Source organism: Streptomyces sp. NPDC002825 (assembly GCF_040295385.1).
GTDB lineage: Bacteria > Actinomycetota > Actinomycetes > Streptomycetales > Streptomycetaceae > Streptomyces.
Genome location: NZ_JBEOVH010000008.1, coordinates 158312 through 173680, shown reverse-complemented (window position 1 = coordinate 173680; position 15369 = coordinate 158312). Strand labels below are relative to the sequence as shown.

Annotated in this window: 14 protein-coding genes; 4 read left to right on the top strand and 10 right to left on the bottom strand. The window is 72.9% G+C overall.

The annotated features are described in order from the left end of the window. Nucleotides 1-81: 81 nt before the first annotated feature. From ABT041_RS13815 to ABT041_RS13805, 3 genes are all read right to left on the bottom strand, one after another. Nucleotides 82-942: a class I SAM-dependent methyltransferase gene (locus ABT041_RS13815; protein WP_351183564.1), complete on the bottom strand. Its 861-nt coding sequence runs from the start codon at nt 940-942 to the stop codon at nt 82-84. A 152-nt stretch (nt 943-1094) separates the two neighbouring features. Next, the gene (locus tag ABT041_RS13810; RefSeq protein ID WP_351183562.1) at nt 1095-2369 is read right to left on the bottom strand and encodes an MFS transporter; all 1275 of its coding nucleotides are present in this window, start codon (nt 2367-2369) and stop codon (nt 1095-1097) included. After that, nucleotides 2366-3805 (bottom strand): MBL fold metallo-hydrolase, encoded by a 1440-nt coding sequence (locus tag ABT041_RS13805; RefSeq protein WP_351183560.1) that lies wholly within the window; start codon nt 3803-3805, stop codon nt 2366-2368. Before ABT041_RS13805 ends, ABT041_RS13810 begins: the two co-directional genes overlap by 4 nt. A 23-nt stretch (nt 3806-3828) precedes the next feature. On the opposite strand from ABT041_RS13805, the gene ABT041_RS13800 reads away from it, so the two are divergent. Next, nucleotides 3829-4515, top strand: coding sequence for an ArsR/SmtB family transcription factor (locus ABT041_RS13800; RefSeq protein ID WP_351183558.1), 687 nt, complete (start codon nt 3829-3831; stop codon nt 4513-4515). Nucleotides 4516-4807: 292 nt separating this feature from the next. Here ABT041_RS13800 and ABT041_RS13795 read toward each other — a convergent pair whose 3' ends face one another. Further along, nucleotides 4808-5383, bottom strand: coding sequence for a TetR/AcrR family transcriptional regulator (locus ABT041_RS13795; RefSeq protein WP_351183556.1), 576 nt, complete (start codon nt 5381-5383; stop codon nt 4808-4810). A gap of 128 nt (nt 5384-5511) precedes the next feature. Between ABT041_RS13795 and ABT041_RS13790 the strand changes: the two genes are divergently transcribed. After that, nucleotides 5512-6357, top strand: a complete 846-nt coding sequence (locus tag ABT041_RS13790) for an SDR family oxidoreductase (protein ID WP_351183554.1) — start codon at nt 5512-5514, stop codon at nt 6355-6357. 124 nt (nt 6358-6481) lie between these two features. Further along, complete coding sequence (locus tag ABT041_RS13785; protein ID WP_351183552.1) at nt 6482-6985, top strand: GyrI-like domain-containing protein; 504 nt, start codon at nt 6482-6484, stop codon at nt 6983-6985. A 78-nt stretch (nt 6986-7063) separates the two neighbouring features. On the opposite strand, the gene pspAB is transcribed toward ABT041_RS13785, so the two are convergent. The 5 genes from pspAB to ABT041_RS13760 all read right to left on the bottom strand — a co-directional run bounded on the left by pspAB (nt 7064) and on the right by ABT041_RS13760 (nt 12201). After that, nucleotides 7064-7789, bottom strand: a complete 726-nt coding sequence (gene pspAB, locus ABT041_RS13780; RefSeq protein WP_351183721.1) for a PspA-associated protein PspAB — start codon at nt 7787-7789, stop codon at nt 7064-7066. Nucleotides 7790-7794: 5 nt separating this feature from the next. Beyond that, nucleotides 7795-8709: a zinc metalloprotease HtpX gene (gene htpX / locus ABT041_RS13775; RefSeq protein ID WP_351183550.1), complete on the bottom strand. Its 915-nt coding sequence runs from the start codon at nt 8707-8709 to the stop codon at nt 7795-7797. A gap of 136 nt (nt 8710-8845) precedes the next feature. After that, a complete protein-coding gene (locus tag ABT041_RS13770; protein ID WP_351183548.1) occupies nt 8846-10183 on the bottom strand; it encodes an ABC transporter substrate-binding protein in 1338 nt (445 codons plus the stop codon). A 151-nt stretch (nt 10184-10334) separates the two neighbouring features. Next, nucleotides 10335-11270: a carbohydrate ABC transporter permease gene (locus ABT041_RS13765; RefSeq protein WP_351183546.1), complete on the bottom strand. Its 936-nt coding sequence runs from the start codon at nt 11268-11270 to the stop codon at nt 10335-10337. Nucleotides 11271-11274: 4 nt separating this feature from the next. Then, entirely contained in the window at nt 11275-12201 is a 927-nt protein-coding gene (locus ABT041_RS13760; RefSeq protein WP_351183544.1) for a carbohydrate ABC transporter permease, read from the bottom strand. Between the two features lie 273 nt (nt 12202-12474). Between ABT041_RS13760 and ABT041_RS13755 the strand changes: the two genes are divergently transcribed. Beyond that, nucleotides 12475-13473: a LacI family DNA-binding transcriptional regulator gene (locus ABT041_RS13755; RefSeq protein WP_351183542.1), complete on the top strand. Its 999-nt coding sequence runs from the start codon at nt 12475-12477 to the stop codon at nt 13471-13473. 817 nt (nt 13474-14290) lie between these two features. Here ABT041_RS13755 and ABT041_RS13750 read toward each other — a convergent pair. Further along, entirely contained in the window at nt 14291-15286 is a 996-nt protein-coding gene (locus ABT041_RS13750; protein ID WP_502976472.1) for a LacI family DNA-binding transcriptional regulator, read from the bottom strand. Nucleotides 15287-15369 lie beyond the last annotated feature (83 nt).

Genomic DNA, 15369 nt, shown 5'->3' with positions numbered 1-15369 from the left:
GGCCCCCTCGGCCCGCCTCGCGGTGGGTTCTCAGCGGCCCGGCTCGTCGCGTGACGGTGCGGGGGCGCATCCGTGCCGGCGTCAGCGCGCGGCCCGACCCCAGGCGGTGAGCATCCCGGCGGAGAGCGCGGCGCACGCGTCCGAGTCCAGGTAGCGGACCGCCGCGTCGATGCCCGCGCCGTCGATCAGGCCGGTGGCCACCATGGACGCCCGGCTGCGCTCCCACGTGTCGGCCCAGAAACGGCTGATCGGACTTCCCGGCAGCAGCGGCGGCACGTACATCTCGGCGCCGACCGCCCGCAGGCCCGCCGCGCGCAGCAGCCGCGGGTACGAGGGCACCCAGGAGACGTCGGTGCCGATGGAGGTGCGCAGCCCCTGCCACATCGCCCGCATGGCCGCGGCGTACGGCGTGTCCGCCCGGGCCAGGCCGTCCGGAGCCGAGTGCGGGTGGTTGGTCAGGTCCACGGCGTCGCTGAGGACCAGCACGCCACCGGGCGCGACCAGCCCGGCCAGCGCGGACACCATGCGCTCGGGCTCCGGCAGATGCATGAGCACGAACCGCGCGTGGACGAGGTCGAACCGGCCCGGCGCGAAGTCCGGGGCGGTGATGTCGGCCTGGAGCACGTCGAGGCCGGGGACGGTCCGTTCGGCGAGGAACCGCACATCACGGTCGACGGCCAGCACGCCCGCCACGTCCGCCTCGCGCAGCAGGCGCCGCGCGACCGTGCCCGTACCGGCACCGATGTCCAGACAGCGCCACCCCGGCCCGGCACCGAGGGCGCGCAGCCGCGACAGGGTGAGGTCGTCGTACGCGAGCGCCCCGAGATCGATCCGCTCGCCCTCGCCGGCCTGCTCGGGCCGGAACACGTCCTCACCGTAACGCCCGCCGTCGGGCGCGCGGGACGGGAAGACGGGTTCGCCGAACGACTCCCTCGACGTCATGACGGACCTCTTTCCGCGGAAGGGCTGCGGGGCTGCGGGGCCGCCGACGGCACGGAACCACTGCCGCCGGCCCCTTCCCATGCTCGGGGCACTGCGGTCGGGGCGCCCCGCCCCTGGGGCATTCGGGTCAGTCGCGTCGCCGTGCCTCCTCGTCAGGCCTTCGCGCGGTCGGTGATCCAGTGCGCGGCGAGGAGGCCTGACGCGGCGGTGAGGGCTGCCGCGGCGATGACGGTGGCGTCCAGTCCGAAGGCGTCGGCGAGGAGGCCGGCGACGAGGGCGCCCGCGGCGTAGCCGATGTCGCGCCAGAAGCGGTACGTCCCGAGGGCGTTGGCGCGCCAGGCCGGGTGCGCGTGGTCCGAGACGGAGGCGATGAGGGCGGGGTAGACCATGGCGGTGCCGATGCCGAGGGCGACGGCGGAGAGGACGCCCGCGAGCAGGGGGGTGTCGAGCAGGGCGAGGGCGAGGACGAAGCCGGCGGCTTGGACGAGCATGCCGGTGACGATGAGGGGTTTGCGTCCGATGCGGTCCGCGAGGTGCCCGGTGGGTATCTGCCCGACACCCCACAGGATCGGATACAGGCCCTTGATGAGGCCGACGGCGGCGAGGCCCAGACCGTGGTCGGTGAACAGGAGGGGGAAGACACCCCACGTCAGGCCGTCGTTGAGGTTGTTGACCAGACCGGCCTGGCTGGCGCCGCGCAGGGAGCGGTCGCGCCAGGACGTGCGGGCGAACGTGGCGGCGAGATCCGTGCGCTCGCCGGCGGGCAGCGGCCCGGGGTGCTGGGCGAGTTCGAGGGCGACGTGGGCGGCGGTGTCGCGGACGACGAGGGCCAGGGCGAGACCGGCGGCGACGAAGACGACGCCGATGAGTTCGGGTACGGGGCGCAGCCCGTAGGCGGTGGCGAGGTAGCCGGTGAGCAGGGCGGTCGCGCCGACGGCGGTGTATCCGGCGGCCTCGTTCAGGCCGGTGGCGAGTCCTCGGCGGGAGGGCCCGACGAGGTCGATCTTCATGTTGACGGTCATGGACCAGGTCAGGCCCTGGTTGAGGCCGAGCAGGACGTTGGCGGCGACGATCCAGCCCCAGGAGGGCGCCCAGGCGAGGGCGAAGGGGACGGGTATGCCGATCAGCCAGCCGGCGACGAGGAGTTGCTTGCGGCGGAAGCGGGCCGTGAGCGCGCCGGCGGCGAGGTTGGTCAGGGCCTTGGTGAGGCCGAAGGCGATGATGAAGGAGAAGACGGCGAGGTCGCTGGTCAGGCCGAAGGTCTCGGTGCCGATGAGCGGGACGGTGGTGCGTTCGAGCCCGACGAGACCGCCGACGCAGACGTTGACGACGACGAGCAGGGTGAACTGGAGCCGGTTCTCCCGCAGTCCGAGCCGTACGGGCCTCCCGGAGGCGTCGGTGGGTGCGGCGGTGGGCGCGGGGTTCACGGGCGGGTGTCCTCCGCGCCCTGGACGAGCCGCTGCCCCTGCGCCGCGGCGTACTCGGCGGGTCCGCCGGCGAGGACGGCGACGCCGGTGTGCCCGGCACGTTCCAGGAGGCTGGCGCCGGTCATGGCGCGTTCGCCGTGCCGGCAGGCGACGACCGCCCCGTCGGGGGCGTCGGAGGCCCGGGCGGCCAGGGCACCGAGCTCGATGTGCGTGGCGCCGGGGACATGGCCGTCGGCGAACTCCGCCTCCTGCCGTACGTCGACGTAGGGGCGTCCCGCCGCGCGATCGGCCTTCACGAACGGCGTGGCGGACTGGGGGTTGCCCTCGGCGAGCCAGGCGGCCATGCCGCCGGCGAGACGCCCGGCGAGCCGCTCGTAACCGATCTTGTACGCCTGCCAGACGATCTCGCTCAGGTCCTGGTCCTCGCCGGCGACGAAGGCGAGGGGTGCGGTGTCGGGCAGGAGCCAGCCGAGCCAGGTGGCGAACTGGGGGCGCAGCGGGATGGAGAGGGATCCCGGGATGTGCCCGGCGGCGAAGTCCGCCGCCGGGCGGACGTCCACGACGTGTCCGCCGTCGGCGAGCAGTGCGCCCACCTGCCCGGGGGTGAGCACGGGCAGCAGCGGGGTGCCGGTCAGGACGGCGGGGCCGCGCCGGTTCGCCTCGGCCAGCCGGTCGAAGTAGGCGGGGTAGGTGCCCAGGCCGCCGGTCAGCTGCCGGACGAACGAGTCCTCGTCGGGCGCTGCGAGCAGCGGGTTGGCCCGCCTCTGCGCACCGATGGTCGTGGTGCGCTCGCTGCCGGGCGGGGCGGAGCAGAAGGAGCCGGCGCCGTGGGTGGGCCACACGGCGGTCGCGTCGGGCAGCTGTGTCAGCCGCTTGAGGGAGCGGTACTGGGCGCGGGCCAGCTCCTCGGTCCGGTCGGCTCCGAGGAGATCGGTGCGGGCGGCTGAGTTCACGATCAGCGAGCCGCCGGTGAACACGCCCAGCTCCTGGCCGCCGTCGAGGAGCAGGAAGGAGAGGTGTTCGTCGGTGTGCCCGGGGGTGGCGAGGGCCCGCAGGGTCAGTCCGCCGAGGTCGACCTCGTCCTCGTCGGCCAGGCCCCGGTGCGCGAAGGCGCGGCGGCCGGCGGCGGACGCCAGGACCGTGGCGCCGTGGTCGTGGCCCAGCTGCACGGCGCCGGAGAGGAAGTCCGCGTGCAGGTGGGTGTCGGCCGCGTACGCCACGGTCAGGCCGCGCCGCTCGGCGGCGGCGTGCAGCGCCCGCAGGTCGCGGGCGGCGTCGACGGCCAGGGCGCGGCCGTCGCCCAGGTCGACGAGGTAGGCGCTGTTGCCAAGACCCTCGTCGACCAGCGGAATCAGGTGGTCGTCGGCAAAGCCCACGGCGGTCCTCCCGGGATCGGCGGTGCGGCGGTCGGGCGCGTGGTCACGGCGCCCGGTCATCACTTATAATATTCCATGGATTTATGGAGGATGTCTTGGTGAAGGGCACGACCGGCTCGAAAGCGGAGCTGTACGAGGCGTTCGCGGCCAGCGGCAAGGCGCTGGCCAGCGGAAAGCGGCTGGAGCTGCTTGACCTGCTCGCGCAGGGCGAGCGCACCGTGGACGCCCTGGCGAGGGCGGCCGGGCTGAACCTGACGACCGCCTCGGCGCACCTGCAGACGCTCAAGCAGGCCGGACTCGTCGCGACCCGCCGGGACGGTGTGCGCATCCATTACCGGCTCGCGGGCGAGGACGTCGCCCGGTTGTTCGCGCTGCTGCGCAAGGTCGCCGAGAACCACCAGGCGGCCGTGCCCCCGGCCCGCGAGGCGTACCTCGGCGACGACGGCGCCGCGGAGGTCACCCGCGAGGAGCTGCGGGTCCGCGTCGAAGCCGGGGACGTGGTGGTGCTGGACGTACGGCCGGTGGAGGAGTACCTCGCCGGTCACATACCCGGCGCGATCTCGATCCCGGTCGACGAACTCGCCGACCGCATCGGTGAACTGCCCGAGGGCACCGAGACCGTCGTCTACTGCCGCGGTGAATACTGCGTCCTCGCCTACGACGCCGTCCGGCTGCTGACCGCCCACGGGCGCCGGGCGATCCGCCTCGACGACGGGATGCTGGAGTGGCGCCTGGCCGCGATGCCGGTGGACACCGGAGCCTCCGCGTGACCGCCGACCACCGGCCCGCACCTCCGGCGTGAGCGGTCGCCCCGGCCACCGTCGGCCCGGCGTCGACGGGGACCACCCGAGGGTGACGGTCGGCGGTCCCGGCCTCGGCGAGGGCCCTGTCCTGGAGCACCGGATCTCGGCGTCCCTGACCTTCGTGGGCACTCCGCCGCCCAGGTGACCCCAGGGGCGGGCCCCCGTCGTCGTGTCAACGGGCCAACGAGGACCTCGCCACCGATCCGTCCCGCTCCGCCGAGGCGACGGATGCCGGCGAACGGGCCGACCACGCAGGTCCCTACCCGTCCGCCCCGTGGCGCAGGCCGTCGAGGAGGAGGTCGAGGAGGCGGGGCGAGCGGGCGCGTTGGGTCGGGGAGCTGGTGATCAGGGCGATGCCGGCGAGGCTGAGGCCCACGTCGAAGGGGTCGACGTCCGAGCGCAGGAGGCCGGCCTCGGCTCCCGCGCGGAGCAGGGAGTCGATCGCCGCGCCGAGCCGGTCGAGGGTCTCGGCGAACGGGTCGGCGCCGGACGCGACGGCGGCCCGCAGGGCGTCCGCCATGCCCTGCTTGGCGGCCAGGTAGTCGATGAACCGGTCCATCCACACGCGCAGGGCGCGGTCCGCCGGCAGCTCGGCCAGCAGCTGGGCGGCGCTGTCGCAGACACGCGCCAGCTCGTTGCGGTAGGCGGCCTCGACCAGCGCCTCGCGCGTCGGGAAGTGACGGTAGAGCGTGGCCGAGCCGACCCCGGCCGCCTTGGCGATCGCGTCGATCGGAACATCCGCCCCCTTCTCGGCGAAAGCCCGTACGGCCGCTTCGAGGATCCGGTCCCGGTTGCGGCGGGCATCGGCGCGCAGGACGCTCGGCTGGCTGGTCAACGCTGCTCCCTTCGTCGGGATCCAGTCTAACTGGACAACCGGGGAGTTCCCCGGTTAGCCTCCCGCTCAAATGGGGAGTTCCCCGGTTATGGGCCGGTGCTCCGTCCGACAGACAAGGAGACCCCTTGATGGCCCGCGAAAAGACCGTCCTGATCACCGGTACGTCCTCCGGAATCGGCCTGGCCACCGCCGTGGCCGCCGCCCAGGCCGGCTGGACCGTCGCCGCCACCATGCGCGACACCGGGAAATCCGAGGCCCTGCTCAAGGCCGCCGCCGAGCACGCCGTCACCGACCGGATCCAGGTCAAGCGCCTGGACGTCGTCGACCCCGACTCCATCGCCACCTGCCTGGACGAGGTCATCGCCGAGCACCGCCGCCTCGACGCACTGGTCAACAACGCCGGAGCCGCCCAGATCGGCACCATCGAGCAGATGAGCCTCGACGACGTCCGTACCGCCATGGAGGTCAACTTCTTCGGCGTGGTCGCCGCCACCCGCGCCGCCCTGCCGCACCTGAGGGCGTCCCGCGGCCGGCTCATCACCGTCACCAGCGTCGGCGGCGCGGTCGGACAGCCCTTCAACGAGGCCTACTGCGCGGCGAAGTTCGCCGTCGAGGGCTTCATGCAGTCGCTCGACCCCGTCGCCGCCACCGTCGGCGTCGACGTCACCGTGGTCGAACCGGGCGCGGTGGCCAGCGAGTTCGTCGCCAACATCGGCCTCGACGTCCCGGCCCTGCTTGCCGCTGCCGGACCGTACGCCCCCGCCCTGCAGGCGTACGTCGCCCGTACCCAGAAGTCCTTCGGCAACGCCCAGACGCCGTTCGAGGCCGCGGCCCCGATCATCGAGGCACTGACCGGGGACCGGCCCCCGTTCCGCGTCCAGACCTCCGAGTGGGCCCGCGAGTTCGTCGGCACCACGCTCACCGACCTCGACGGCTCCGACGTCCGGACGCTCACCGGCGCCTGGCTCCGCTGAACGGATCCGCAGCGAACCGAGGACCGGAGGCCACGGCTCCGGGCGCGGCGATGACTCTGCGGCGCGGATCCGGTCGGTACGTTCCCAGTACGCCGTCAACGCGGAATCGGAGCGTCGGACCGACATGACCATGCCCAGCGACCACGACAGCAACACCCAGGACCCCGAGCAGCAGCCCCGGCTCGTGGACCTCGAACCCGAGACCACCGCCGTCGTGCGCGGCGTCGTGCCCCTCGGCGAACTGCGGACGTTCTTCGACGAGTCCTTCGCGGCGCTCGGGCGGGTCCTGCAGAAGCAGCACGTCCCGCCGAAGGGCGCCGCGTTCGGGCTGTCCCACGGGGCACCGGGAGAGACGCTTGACCTGGAGGTCGGGTTCGTCACCGGGCAGGAGGTGCGGGCCGAGGACGGGGTCGTCACCGGCGAGCTCCCCGGCGGCCGGGTCGCGCGCGTGACGCATCACGGCGGCTTCGACGGGCTCGGTGCGTCCTGGGAGCGGCTCGGGGCCTGGATCCGGGAGCAAGGGCTGCGAGGCGGCCCGGACCGGTGGGAGGTGTACGTGACGCGGCCGACGGCGGACATGGACCCGCGCGACCTGCGGACCGAGCTCAACTGGCCGATCGCCGACTGACGGGACAGCGCCGCACGATCCGTCAGGACGTACCGCCGTGGCGTGGTCGGCGGCCGGTGCCTCGCTGCCGTACGACGGTCAGAGACCCCGCAGCCCTTCCGCCCCGCCGAGCCCCGGGGCGCCCCAGACCGGGAACCAACGCTCCATGTCCGGCTCCATCGCGAGGTCTCCGGCGAGCAGGCCCCTGACCTGGAGCTCGAGAGCGTTGTCGCGGCTCTCGGTGCGATCCGTGCGCGGCGCGAAGGGGTAGAAGGTGCCGCGTTTGTAGAGGTACACGAGCGCCAGGTCACGGGCCCGGTGGCCGTCGGCTCCCGGATCGACCGCCCGCGCGCCTCCCGGCCCGACCCCCTCCGGCCCACTCGCCGGGGCGCGGAACGTCGTCAGGGAGCAGAGCAGATGGGGGCCGAAGCCCGCTTCCTCAAGGAGTGCGTTGACCGCGTGCAGGTCGTTGACCAGCGTGATCAGGTCCTCGGCGGGACGTCGTACCGTGAGCCAGGTGTAGCCGTACGCATCCGAGGTGTACGTCACGGGGTACGCCCCCGGCCCCGCGCTCCGGTCCCCGTCGCCGCCGGCACCAAGCTCCGGTCCGGCCACCACCTCGACGTCCAGGAGGTCCCGCACGTCCGCCTTCAGGCGCGCGAACGCACCGCCCTCCACCGCCGCGAAGCACACCGACCCCGCCCCCGCCGGGACGAAGCCCGTGCCCGCCTGAAGGGTCAGCGCCGCGGCCGGCAGGGCGAAGAGACGGTCCAGATCGGGCCCGACCGGCCGGCTGCGCCCGAGGATGCTGTCGAGAAACCCCACCGTCGTCACGCCCCACCGAGCTGCGCCGAGATCCGCGTCAGCTGCTCGAGGCGCTGCTCCAGGGTGGGGTGCGTCGCGAGCAGCCGGCTCAGGCTCTCCTTGGAGGAGAAGGCGGGCGCGAACCAGAAGGCGTTGTACGGCTCCGCCTTGCGCAGGTCCCGCGTCGGGATCCGGGCCATCTCGCCGCTCACCTTGGTGAGTGCGGAGGCGAGCGCCGACGGACGCCCCGTGAGGAGCGCGGCGGCACGGTCGGCGGCCAGCTCGCGGTAGCGGGACAGTACCCGGGTCAGCAGGAAGCTGACGACGTAGACGGCGGCGCTGACCACCGGGACGAGGAGCAGGGCGACACCCGCCGTGCTGTCCCGGCTGCGGCCGAGACCGCTGTAGAGCGCGACCCGCGTCATCATCCCGGCGAGGACGCCGAGGAAGGACGCGATCGTCATGACCGCGACGTCCCGGTGCGCCACGTGCGACATCTCGTGCGCGAGGACGCCCTCCAGCTCCTCCGGCTCCAGGCGCCGCAGCAGGCCGGTCGTGACGCAGACCAGCGCGGTCTTCTCGCCGCGGCCGGTGGCGCACGCGTTCGGCACGTCGCTCTCGGCGATCGCCACCTTCGGCTTCGGCATGTCCGCCAGGGCGCAGATCCGGTCCACGGTGCCGTGCAGCTCGGGCGCCTGCTCGCGGGTCACCTCGCGCGCGCCCATGCCCAGCGCCGCGATCCGGTCGCTGAACCAGAACTGCCCGACGAACAGCGCGCCGGTGATCAGCAGGATGATCGGCCAGGACCCGCGCAGCAGGACCAGCAGGACGCCGACGAAGAGCACGTACAGCAGCCCGATCAGGAACATCGTCGTCGCCATGCGCGCCGCGAGCCCCTGGTCGGGGGCGTAGCGCGAGCGGGACGACCGCGTTCTGGGCATCCGCGCACCCTCTTCCAAGAGCGGGCGGGACCGGCCGTCCCCGGGCGGGGCAGGCCTTCCGCCCCCTCCTGCCAGTGTGCTCCACGGCGGGCCGGAACGGATCCGGGAAGGGCCCGGATCCGTTCCGGCGGTGCCGCTACTTGTTGACGGTGAAGCCCTGGTCGCTGCCGTACTTCACGGTCGCGTCCTGCCAGGCCTTCAGGCCGTCGGTGAGCCGGGTCGGGGAGACGTAGGCCTTGCCGACGGTGTCGTTGAAGATCGAGTTCGCGTACACCTGGTACGGCAGGTAGGACCAGTCGGGGCCGACGTTCTTCGCGGACTCGGCGAAGATCTGGTTGGCCTTCTGGCCGCCGAAGTAGGGGAAGGCGGTGTCGAGGAAGGCCTTCGACTCGAGGTCGGCGCGGGTCGCGGGGAACGCGCCCTGGGCGACGCGGGAGCTCGCACCCGCACCCGTCGTGGCGAACTCGGTGAAGGCGTAGGCGAGTTCCTTGTTCTTCGCGGCCTTCGGGACGGCGAGCGAGCTGCCGCCGTTCTCGGCGCTCGCCTTGGCGCCCTTCGTCCACTGCGGGAGCGGGGCGACCCGCCAGTCGCCGGAGGCGGCGGCGACGCCGGAGGAGAGGTTGGCGGGCATCCAGGCGCCGGTGGAGAGGGTGGCGATGGAGCCGTCGGCGAGGCCCTTGTACCAGGCGTCGCTCCAGGAGGTGACGGGCGCGACCAGCTTCTCGTCGAGGAGCTTCTGCCAGGTGGCGGTGTACTTCTGCGTGCCCTCGTCGCCGAAGTCGACGGTGACGTGCGTGCCGTCGGTCTTGTACGGGTGGCCGCCGGCCTGCCAGATCAGGCTGGTCGTGGCACCGGCGTCGCCCGTGTCGTTGGCGATGAAGACCTTCGGGTCGGCCTTGTGGAGGGCGCGGGCGGCGTCCACGTACTCGTCCCACGTCGTGGGGACCTTGATGCCGTGCTTGTCGAAGACCTTCTTGTTGTAGAAGAACGCCATCGGGCCGGAGTCCATCGGCAGGGCGTAGACGGCCTTGTCCTGGTGGACGGCGTTCCACGGGCCGCCGGTGAAGCTCAGGCCGTGCTTCTGCGCGCCGTACGGGGCGAGGTCCTCGACGGACTTGGCGATGGTGAACTGGCCGAGCGCGTAGTACTCCACCTGTGCCACGTCGGGGGCGCCGGAGCCGGCGGCTATCGCGTTCTGCAGGGCGGTGTACTGCTTGTCGCCGGTGCCCGCGTTGACCAGCTCGACATCGACCTTGGGGTACTTCTTCTCGAAGTCCTCCGCCACCTTCTTCAGCGTGGGCTCCCAAGCCCACACGGTCACCTTGCCGCCCTTCTCCAGCGCGGCCGCGACGTCCTTCGGGCCGGTCGAGCCTCCGCCGTCCGCGGCGTCGGACCCGCAGGCCGTGGCCGTGAGAGCGAGGGCGGAGACCACGGTGAGCGCGCCGAGGAGTCTGCGGGTGGTGTGGGTTCGCATGGGATGTGCTCCTGGAGGGTGATGAAGGTGGGAGAAACCATGTGAGGGGCGGTGGAACAGCGGGGGGATCCCCTGGGGGATCAGCGGGGATCGGTGAGGGGGACCCGGGACGGATCACGGAGGTGGAACAGCGGGTGGAACGGGGGCGCGGTCATTCCTTGACGCTGCCCGCGGCCAGGCCGGACTGCCAGTACCGCTGGAGCAGCAGGAAGACCGCCACGATCGGGACGATCGTGAGCAGGGAGCCGGTGACGATCAGGTCGAAGACGGCCTCGCCGCCGGCGGTCTGCGCCTGGGCGTTCCAGGCGTTGAGCCCCAGGGTCAGCGGGTACCAGTCGGGGTCCTTGATCATGATCAGCGGCAGGAAGTAGTTGTTCCAGGTCGCGACCATGGAGAAGAGCAGGACCGTCACCGTGCCGGGCGTCAGCAGCGGCAGCGCGATGGTGAAGAAGGTGCGCAGCTCGCCGGAGCCGTCGATGCGCGCGGCCTCGAGGAGCTCCTTCGGTACGGCCTCGGCGGCGAACACCCACATCAGGTAGAGCCCGAACGGGGAGATGAGGGACGGGATGATCACGGCCCACGGGGTGTTCGTCAGGCCCATCTTGCTGAACATCAGGAAGGTCGGAACCGCGAGCGCGGTGCCGGGGACGGCGACGGCTCCGATGACGACCGCGAAGACGGCCCTGCGTCCGGGGAAGTGGTACTTGGCGAGGGCGTACCCGCCGAGGACGGCGAGGACCGTGGCGCCGCCCGCGCCGGCGGCGACGTACAGCAGGGTGTTGAGCAGCCAGCGGACGAAGACGCCGTCGTCGTAGGTGAGGGTGCGGGTGAGGTTGTCCCACAGGTTGAAGTCGTCGGCGAACCAGAGTCCGAAGGAGTCGAGCAGTCCCTTCTGGTCCTTGGTGGCGTTGATGAGCAGCCAGGCCAGGGGCAGCAGGGTGTAGACGAGGACCAGGCCGGTGACGAGGGTCAGCGGGATGCTCGGGCGCGGGTCGAGCGGGGTGTGGGGGCGACGCGCGCGGCGCTTCGGCGCGCCGGCCGGGGCGGCCGTGGTGTCCGAGGGGGTCCGGGTGAGGGAGGTGGTCATCGGCTCAGCCCTTCCGCATGCCGCGCAGCTGGACCGCGTAGGCGATGATCGCGGTGACGACGCCCATCACGATCGCGACGGTCGCCGCGTAGTTGTGCTGCTGGCCCGAGAAGGACAGCGAGTAGGTGTAGAGGTTGGGAGTGAAGTCGCTGGTGATCGCGTTCGGCGCGAGCTTCTGGAGGATGCTCGGCTCGTTGAAGAGCTGGAAGCTGCCGATGATCGAGAAGATCGTCGCGATGACGAGCGAACTGCGGATGGCGGGCAGTTTGATGGAGGTCACCACGCGCCACTCGCCCGCGCCGTCGATGGCGGCGGCCTCGTAGAGCGAGCGCGGCACGACCTTCAGGGCCGAGTAGAAAATCAGCATGTTGTAGCCGACGAACTCCCACGTCACGATGTTGCCGATGGACGCGAGGACCAGGGACGGCGAGAGGGGGTCGGGGAGGGAGACGCCGAGGGCCTCGTTGATGTTGCCGACGAGACCGAACTGCGTGCCGTACATGAAGCCCCAGATCAGGCTGGCGACGACGGCCGGGACGGCGTACGGCAGGAAGACCGAGACGCGGAAGAATGTCTTTCCGTACAGACGGCCGCTGTCGATCGCGAGGGCGACCAGGAGGGCGATGCCCAGCATGACGGGCACCTGGACCAGGAGGAAGAGGCCGACCCGGGTCAGCCCCTCCCAGAAGCGGGCGTCGGCCAGTGCCTCGCCGTAGTTGTCGAGGCCGACGAAGGAGGTACCGCCGATGAGCCGGTCCTGGAACAGGCTCAGGTACAGCGCGTATCCGATCGGCGCGAGGAAGACGAGCGCGAAGACCGCGACGAACGGCCCGGCGAAGCCCCAGCCCACGAGGGCCTCCTTGCGCAGCCGGAGGCGTGGTCGTGTGCGGGGCGGCGGTGCTGCCGCGGCGCGCGTCGACAGGGTCGTCATGGAGTGGGTCCTTGCGTCGATGACCGAGCGGTCCGGAGGTGGGGACGAGGGCGCCCGAGGGGGCCGGCGAACGGCCCGGTGAGGGCGGGCCGACGAGAAATGTTTACGTAATCATCGGTAGCGTGATGGTGACACTCCCACCCGGGAGCGTCAAGCACGAAGCAGCGGTCAATGGGAGGGATTCGAGTGGCGGAGAAGGACACGGCGGGCCGGCGGACGGCCGACGGGGGCGACGGCCGACGAGGCGCGAGGGGACGGCCACGGCGCGTCTCCATGGCGGACGTCGCCGCACTCGCGGGGGTCTCCTCGCAGACCGTCTCCCGTGTCTCGAACGGGGACCCCGCCGTCGTCGAGAGCACCCGCCAGAAGGTCCTCGACGCGATGAAGGAGCTCGGCTACCGGCCCAACAGCGCCGCCCGCGCCCTCAAGCGCGGCGATTTCCGCGCCATCGGCGTCATCACGATGGGCCTCTCCAGCACCGGCAACGTCCGCACGCTGGAGGCCATCGCGGGGTCCGCCTCACGCGCCGGATACGCGGTCACCCTCATCCCGCTCGACGCGCCGACGCAGGACAACGTGCGGGGAGCCTTCACCCGGCTCGACGAGCTCGCCGTCGACGCGGTGATCCTCATCATGGAGGTACGCCTCCTCGACACGGCGGCGCTGCGGCTCCCGCCGCACGTCAAGGTGGTCGTCGTGGACTCCGACGCCACCGGGCGCTTCCCCGTCGTGGACACCGACCAGCGGCAGGGCGCGCGCAGCGCCGTCCAGCACCTGCTCGGCCTCGGGCACGAGACGGTGTGGCACCTGGCGGGACCCGAGGAGTCCTTCGCCGCGGGGCGCCGTGCGGAGGCCTGGGAGGCGGCGCTGCGCGAGGACGGGCGGAAGGTGCCGCCGGTGCTCCGGGGGGACTGGACGCCCGAGTCCGGGTACGCGGCGGGGCTCGCGCTCGCCGAGGAGTCCGGCTGCACCGCGGTCTTCGTCGCCAACGACCAGATGGCGCTCGGTGTGCTGCGGGCCTTCCACGAGCGGGGCGTACGGGTGCCGGAGGACGTCAGCGTCGTCGGCTTCGACGACATCGCCGAGGCGTCCTCCTTCATCCCGCCGCTGACGACGGTCCACCAGGACTTCGGCCAGGTCGGGGAACTGTGCGTCGAGGCCGCCCTGCGGGAGCTGCGCGGCGAGACGGTGACGGGCGTACAGCTCGTGCCGACGCGCCTGGTGGAACGCGCGAGCACGGCGGCGCCGGGGGATCCCGGCCGGCAGTCCTGACCGTGCCCGAGGCGGCGGAAGCGGGCGCCACGGCAGGCGCCGGGCCCGGCGCGGGTGCCGCACCTCGGGCCCTGGCGACGCCCGGGCGAGGCGCGGTGCCCCGTGCCTCGGGAAGGGGAGGCCGCCTTGGCGGCGGGCTGTTGGGTCAGGACTCGGTGCCGGGGGATGACGCTCCGGGCATGACGCTCCCGTGCCTCGGGACTCGGCGTTCGGGCACGGGGCTCCCGTGCCTTGAGTGAGGCGCCCGTCCTGGCGCGGTGACTCCTGCCGCGGGAAGGGGAGGCCGCCTTGGCGGGCGGGCTGTTGGGTCAGGACTCGGCGCCGGGGGGTGACGCTCCGGGCATGACGCTGCCGCGCCTCGGGACTCGGCGTTCGGGCACGGCGCTTCCGCGCCTTAGGCAGGGCGCCCGGGCACGGCGCTCCCGTGCCTCGGGTGAGGCGCCCGTCCTGGCGCGGTGACCCCCCGCCTCAGGAGAGGGAGGTCGCCCTGGCGCGCAGTCCGTGGGGTGCAGGGCTCGGCGCCAGGCGGCGGCGCTCCCGCCCTCAGGACCCGGCGCTCCCGCTCCTCAAGGCTCGGCGCCAGGCGGCAGCGCTCCCGCCCCTCAGGACCCGGCGCCCGGGCACAACGCTCCCGCTCCTCAAGGCTCGGCGCCAGGCGGCAGCGCGCCCGCCCCTCAGCACCCGGCGCCCGGGCGCAACACTCCCGCTCCTCAGGGCTCGGCGCCAGGCGGCGGCGCTTCCGTGCCTCAGGGCCTGACGTCCGGCCTCGTCCCTCCCGTACCTCAGGGCCCGCGCCCGCCCGCGATCCTTCCGGCTCTCAGGCCCCCGTGCCCGGCCGTGGCGGGCCCGTGCTGGAGCGGATGACGAGGACCGGTTCCACCGCCCTGGTCGTCGGGCCGCCCGTGCGTCCCTCGATCTGGTCGAGCAGCAGCGCGACGCAGTGCCGGCCGACCACCTCGAAGTCCTGGTGGACGGTGGTGAGCGGGGGATGGAAGTACGCGGCCTCGGCGACGCCGTCGAAGCCGGCCACGCTGATGTCGCCGGGGATGTCCCGGCCGGACTCGTGCAGGGCCCGCATGAGCCCCAGCGCCATCTGGTCGTTCGCCGCGAAGACGGCGGTGACCTCGGGGCGGCGGGCGAGGCCGAGACCGGCCCGGTAGCCGGACTCGGCCGACCAGTCCCCGTGGATCAGCGGGGGCACGCGCGCGCCCGCGTCGGTCAGCGTCCGGCGCCAGGCCTCGGCCCGGCGCTGCGCGGCGAACGAGTCGCGGGGCCCGGCCAGGTGCCAGACGGTCCGGTGCCCGAGGCCGAGCAGATGGGCGACCACGCTGTGCGCGCCGTGCGCCTGGTCGAAGTCGACGTGGGGGTAGCGGTGGCCGGTGTCGCCGTCGGCGACGACGACCGGCATGGCCGGCGGCAGCTGGAGCGAGGGCGTGTCGAGCATCTGCGACTCGACGAGCACGATGCCGTCCACGGACTGCAGCATCAGATGCTGGAAGGCGTGCCGGACGGCCGCCTCGGTCTGGGCGCGCACGCCCATGAAGTTCACGGAGAAGTCGGCCTCGCGGGCCGCGTCGGCGATCGCGGCGAGCGTACGGGCGTTGCCGTGCCGGCCCACGTCGAAGCTGACCACGCCCAGGGCCCCGAACCGGCCGGTGACCAGGGCGCGCGCCGCCGTGTTGGGGCGGTAGCCGAGCTCCTGCATGGCGGAGAGCACCTTGGCGCGGGTGGCGGAGTCCACGTTGTCCTTGTTGTTCGCGACCCGGGAGACGGTCTGCGAGGAGACGCCCGCCAGGGTGGCGACCTCGGCCATGGAGGGCCACTGCCGGGCCGCCCGGGAGCGGGGCGACCGCGTCCGTTTCTCCGTCGCCATCCACGCGCCTTTCATCGGGGAGA

Coding starts and splice junctions, on each gene's coding strand:
- ABT041_RS13815 (WP_351183564.1), bottom strand. CDS start 942: ATGACGTCGAGGGAGTCGTTCGGCGAACCCGTCTTCCCGTCCCGCGCG.
- ABT041_RS13805 (WP_351183560.1), bottom strand. CDS start 3,805: ATGACCGGGCGCCGTGACCACGCGCCCGACCGCCGCACCGCCGATCCC.
- ABT041_RS13800 (WP_351183558.1), top strand. CDS start 3,829: ATGGAGGATGTCTTGGTGAAGGGCACGACCGGCTCGAAAGCGGAGCTG.
- ABT041_RS13790 (WP_351183554.1), top strand. CDS start 5,512: ATGGCCCGCGAAAAGACCGTCCTGATCACCGGTACGTCCTCCGGAATC.
- ABT041_RS13785 (WP_351183552.1), top strand. CDS start 6,482: ATGACCATGCCCAGCGACCACGACAGCAACACCCAGGACCCCGAGCAG.
- htpX (WP_351183550.1), bottom strand. CDS start 8,709: ATGCCCAGAACGCGGTCGTCCCGCTCGCGCTACGCCCCCGACCAGGGG.
- ABT041_RS13770 (WP_351183548.1), bottom strand. CDS start 10,183: ATGCGAACCCACACCACCCGCAGACTCCTCGGCGCGCTCACCGTGGTC.
- ABT041_RS13765 (WP_351183546.1), bottom strand. CDS start 11,270: ATGACCACCTCCCTCACCCGGACCCCCTCGGACACCACGGCCGCCCCG.
- ABT041_RS13760 (WP_351183544.1), bottom strand. CDS start 12,201: ATGACGACCCTGTCGACGCGCGCCGCGGCAGCACCGCCGCCCCGCACA.
- ABT041_RS13755 (WP_351183542.1), top strand. CDS start 12,475: ATGGCGGACGTCGCCGCACTCGCGGGGGTCTCCTCGCAGACCGTCTCC.
- ABT041_RS13750 (WP_502976472.1), bottom strand. CDS start 15,286: ATGGCCGAGGTCGCCACCCTGGCGGGCGTCTCCTCGCAGACCGTCTCC.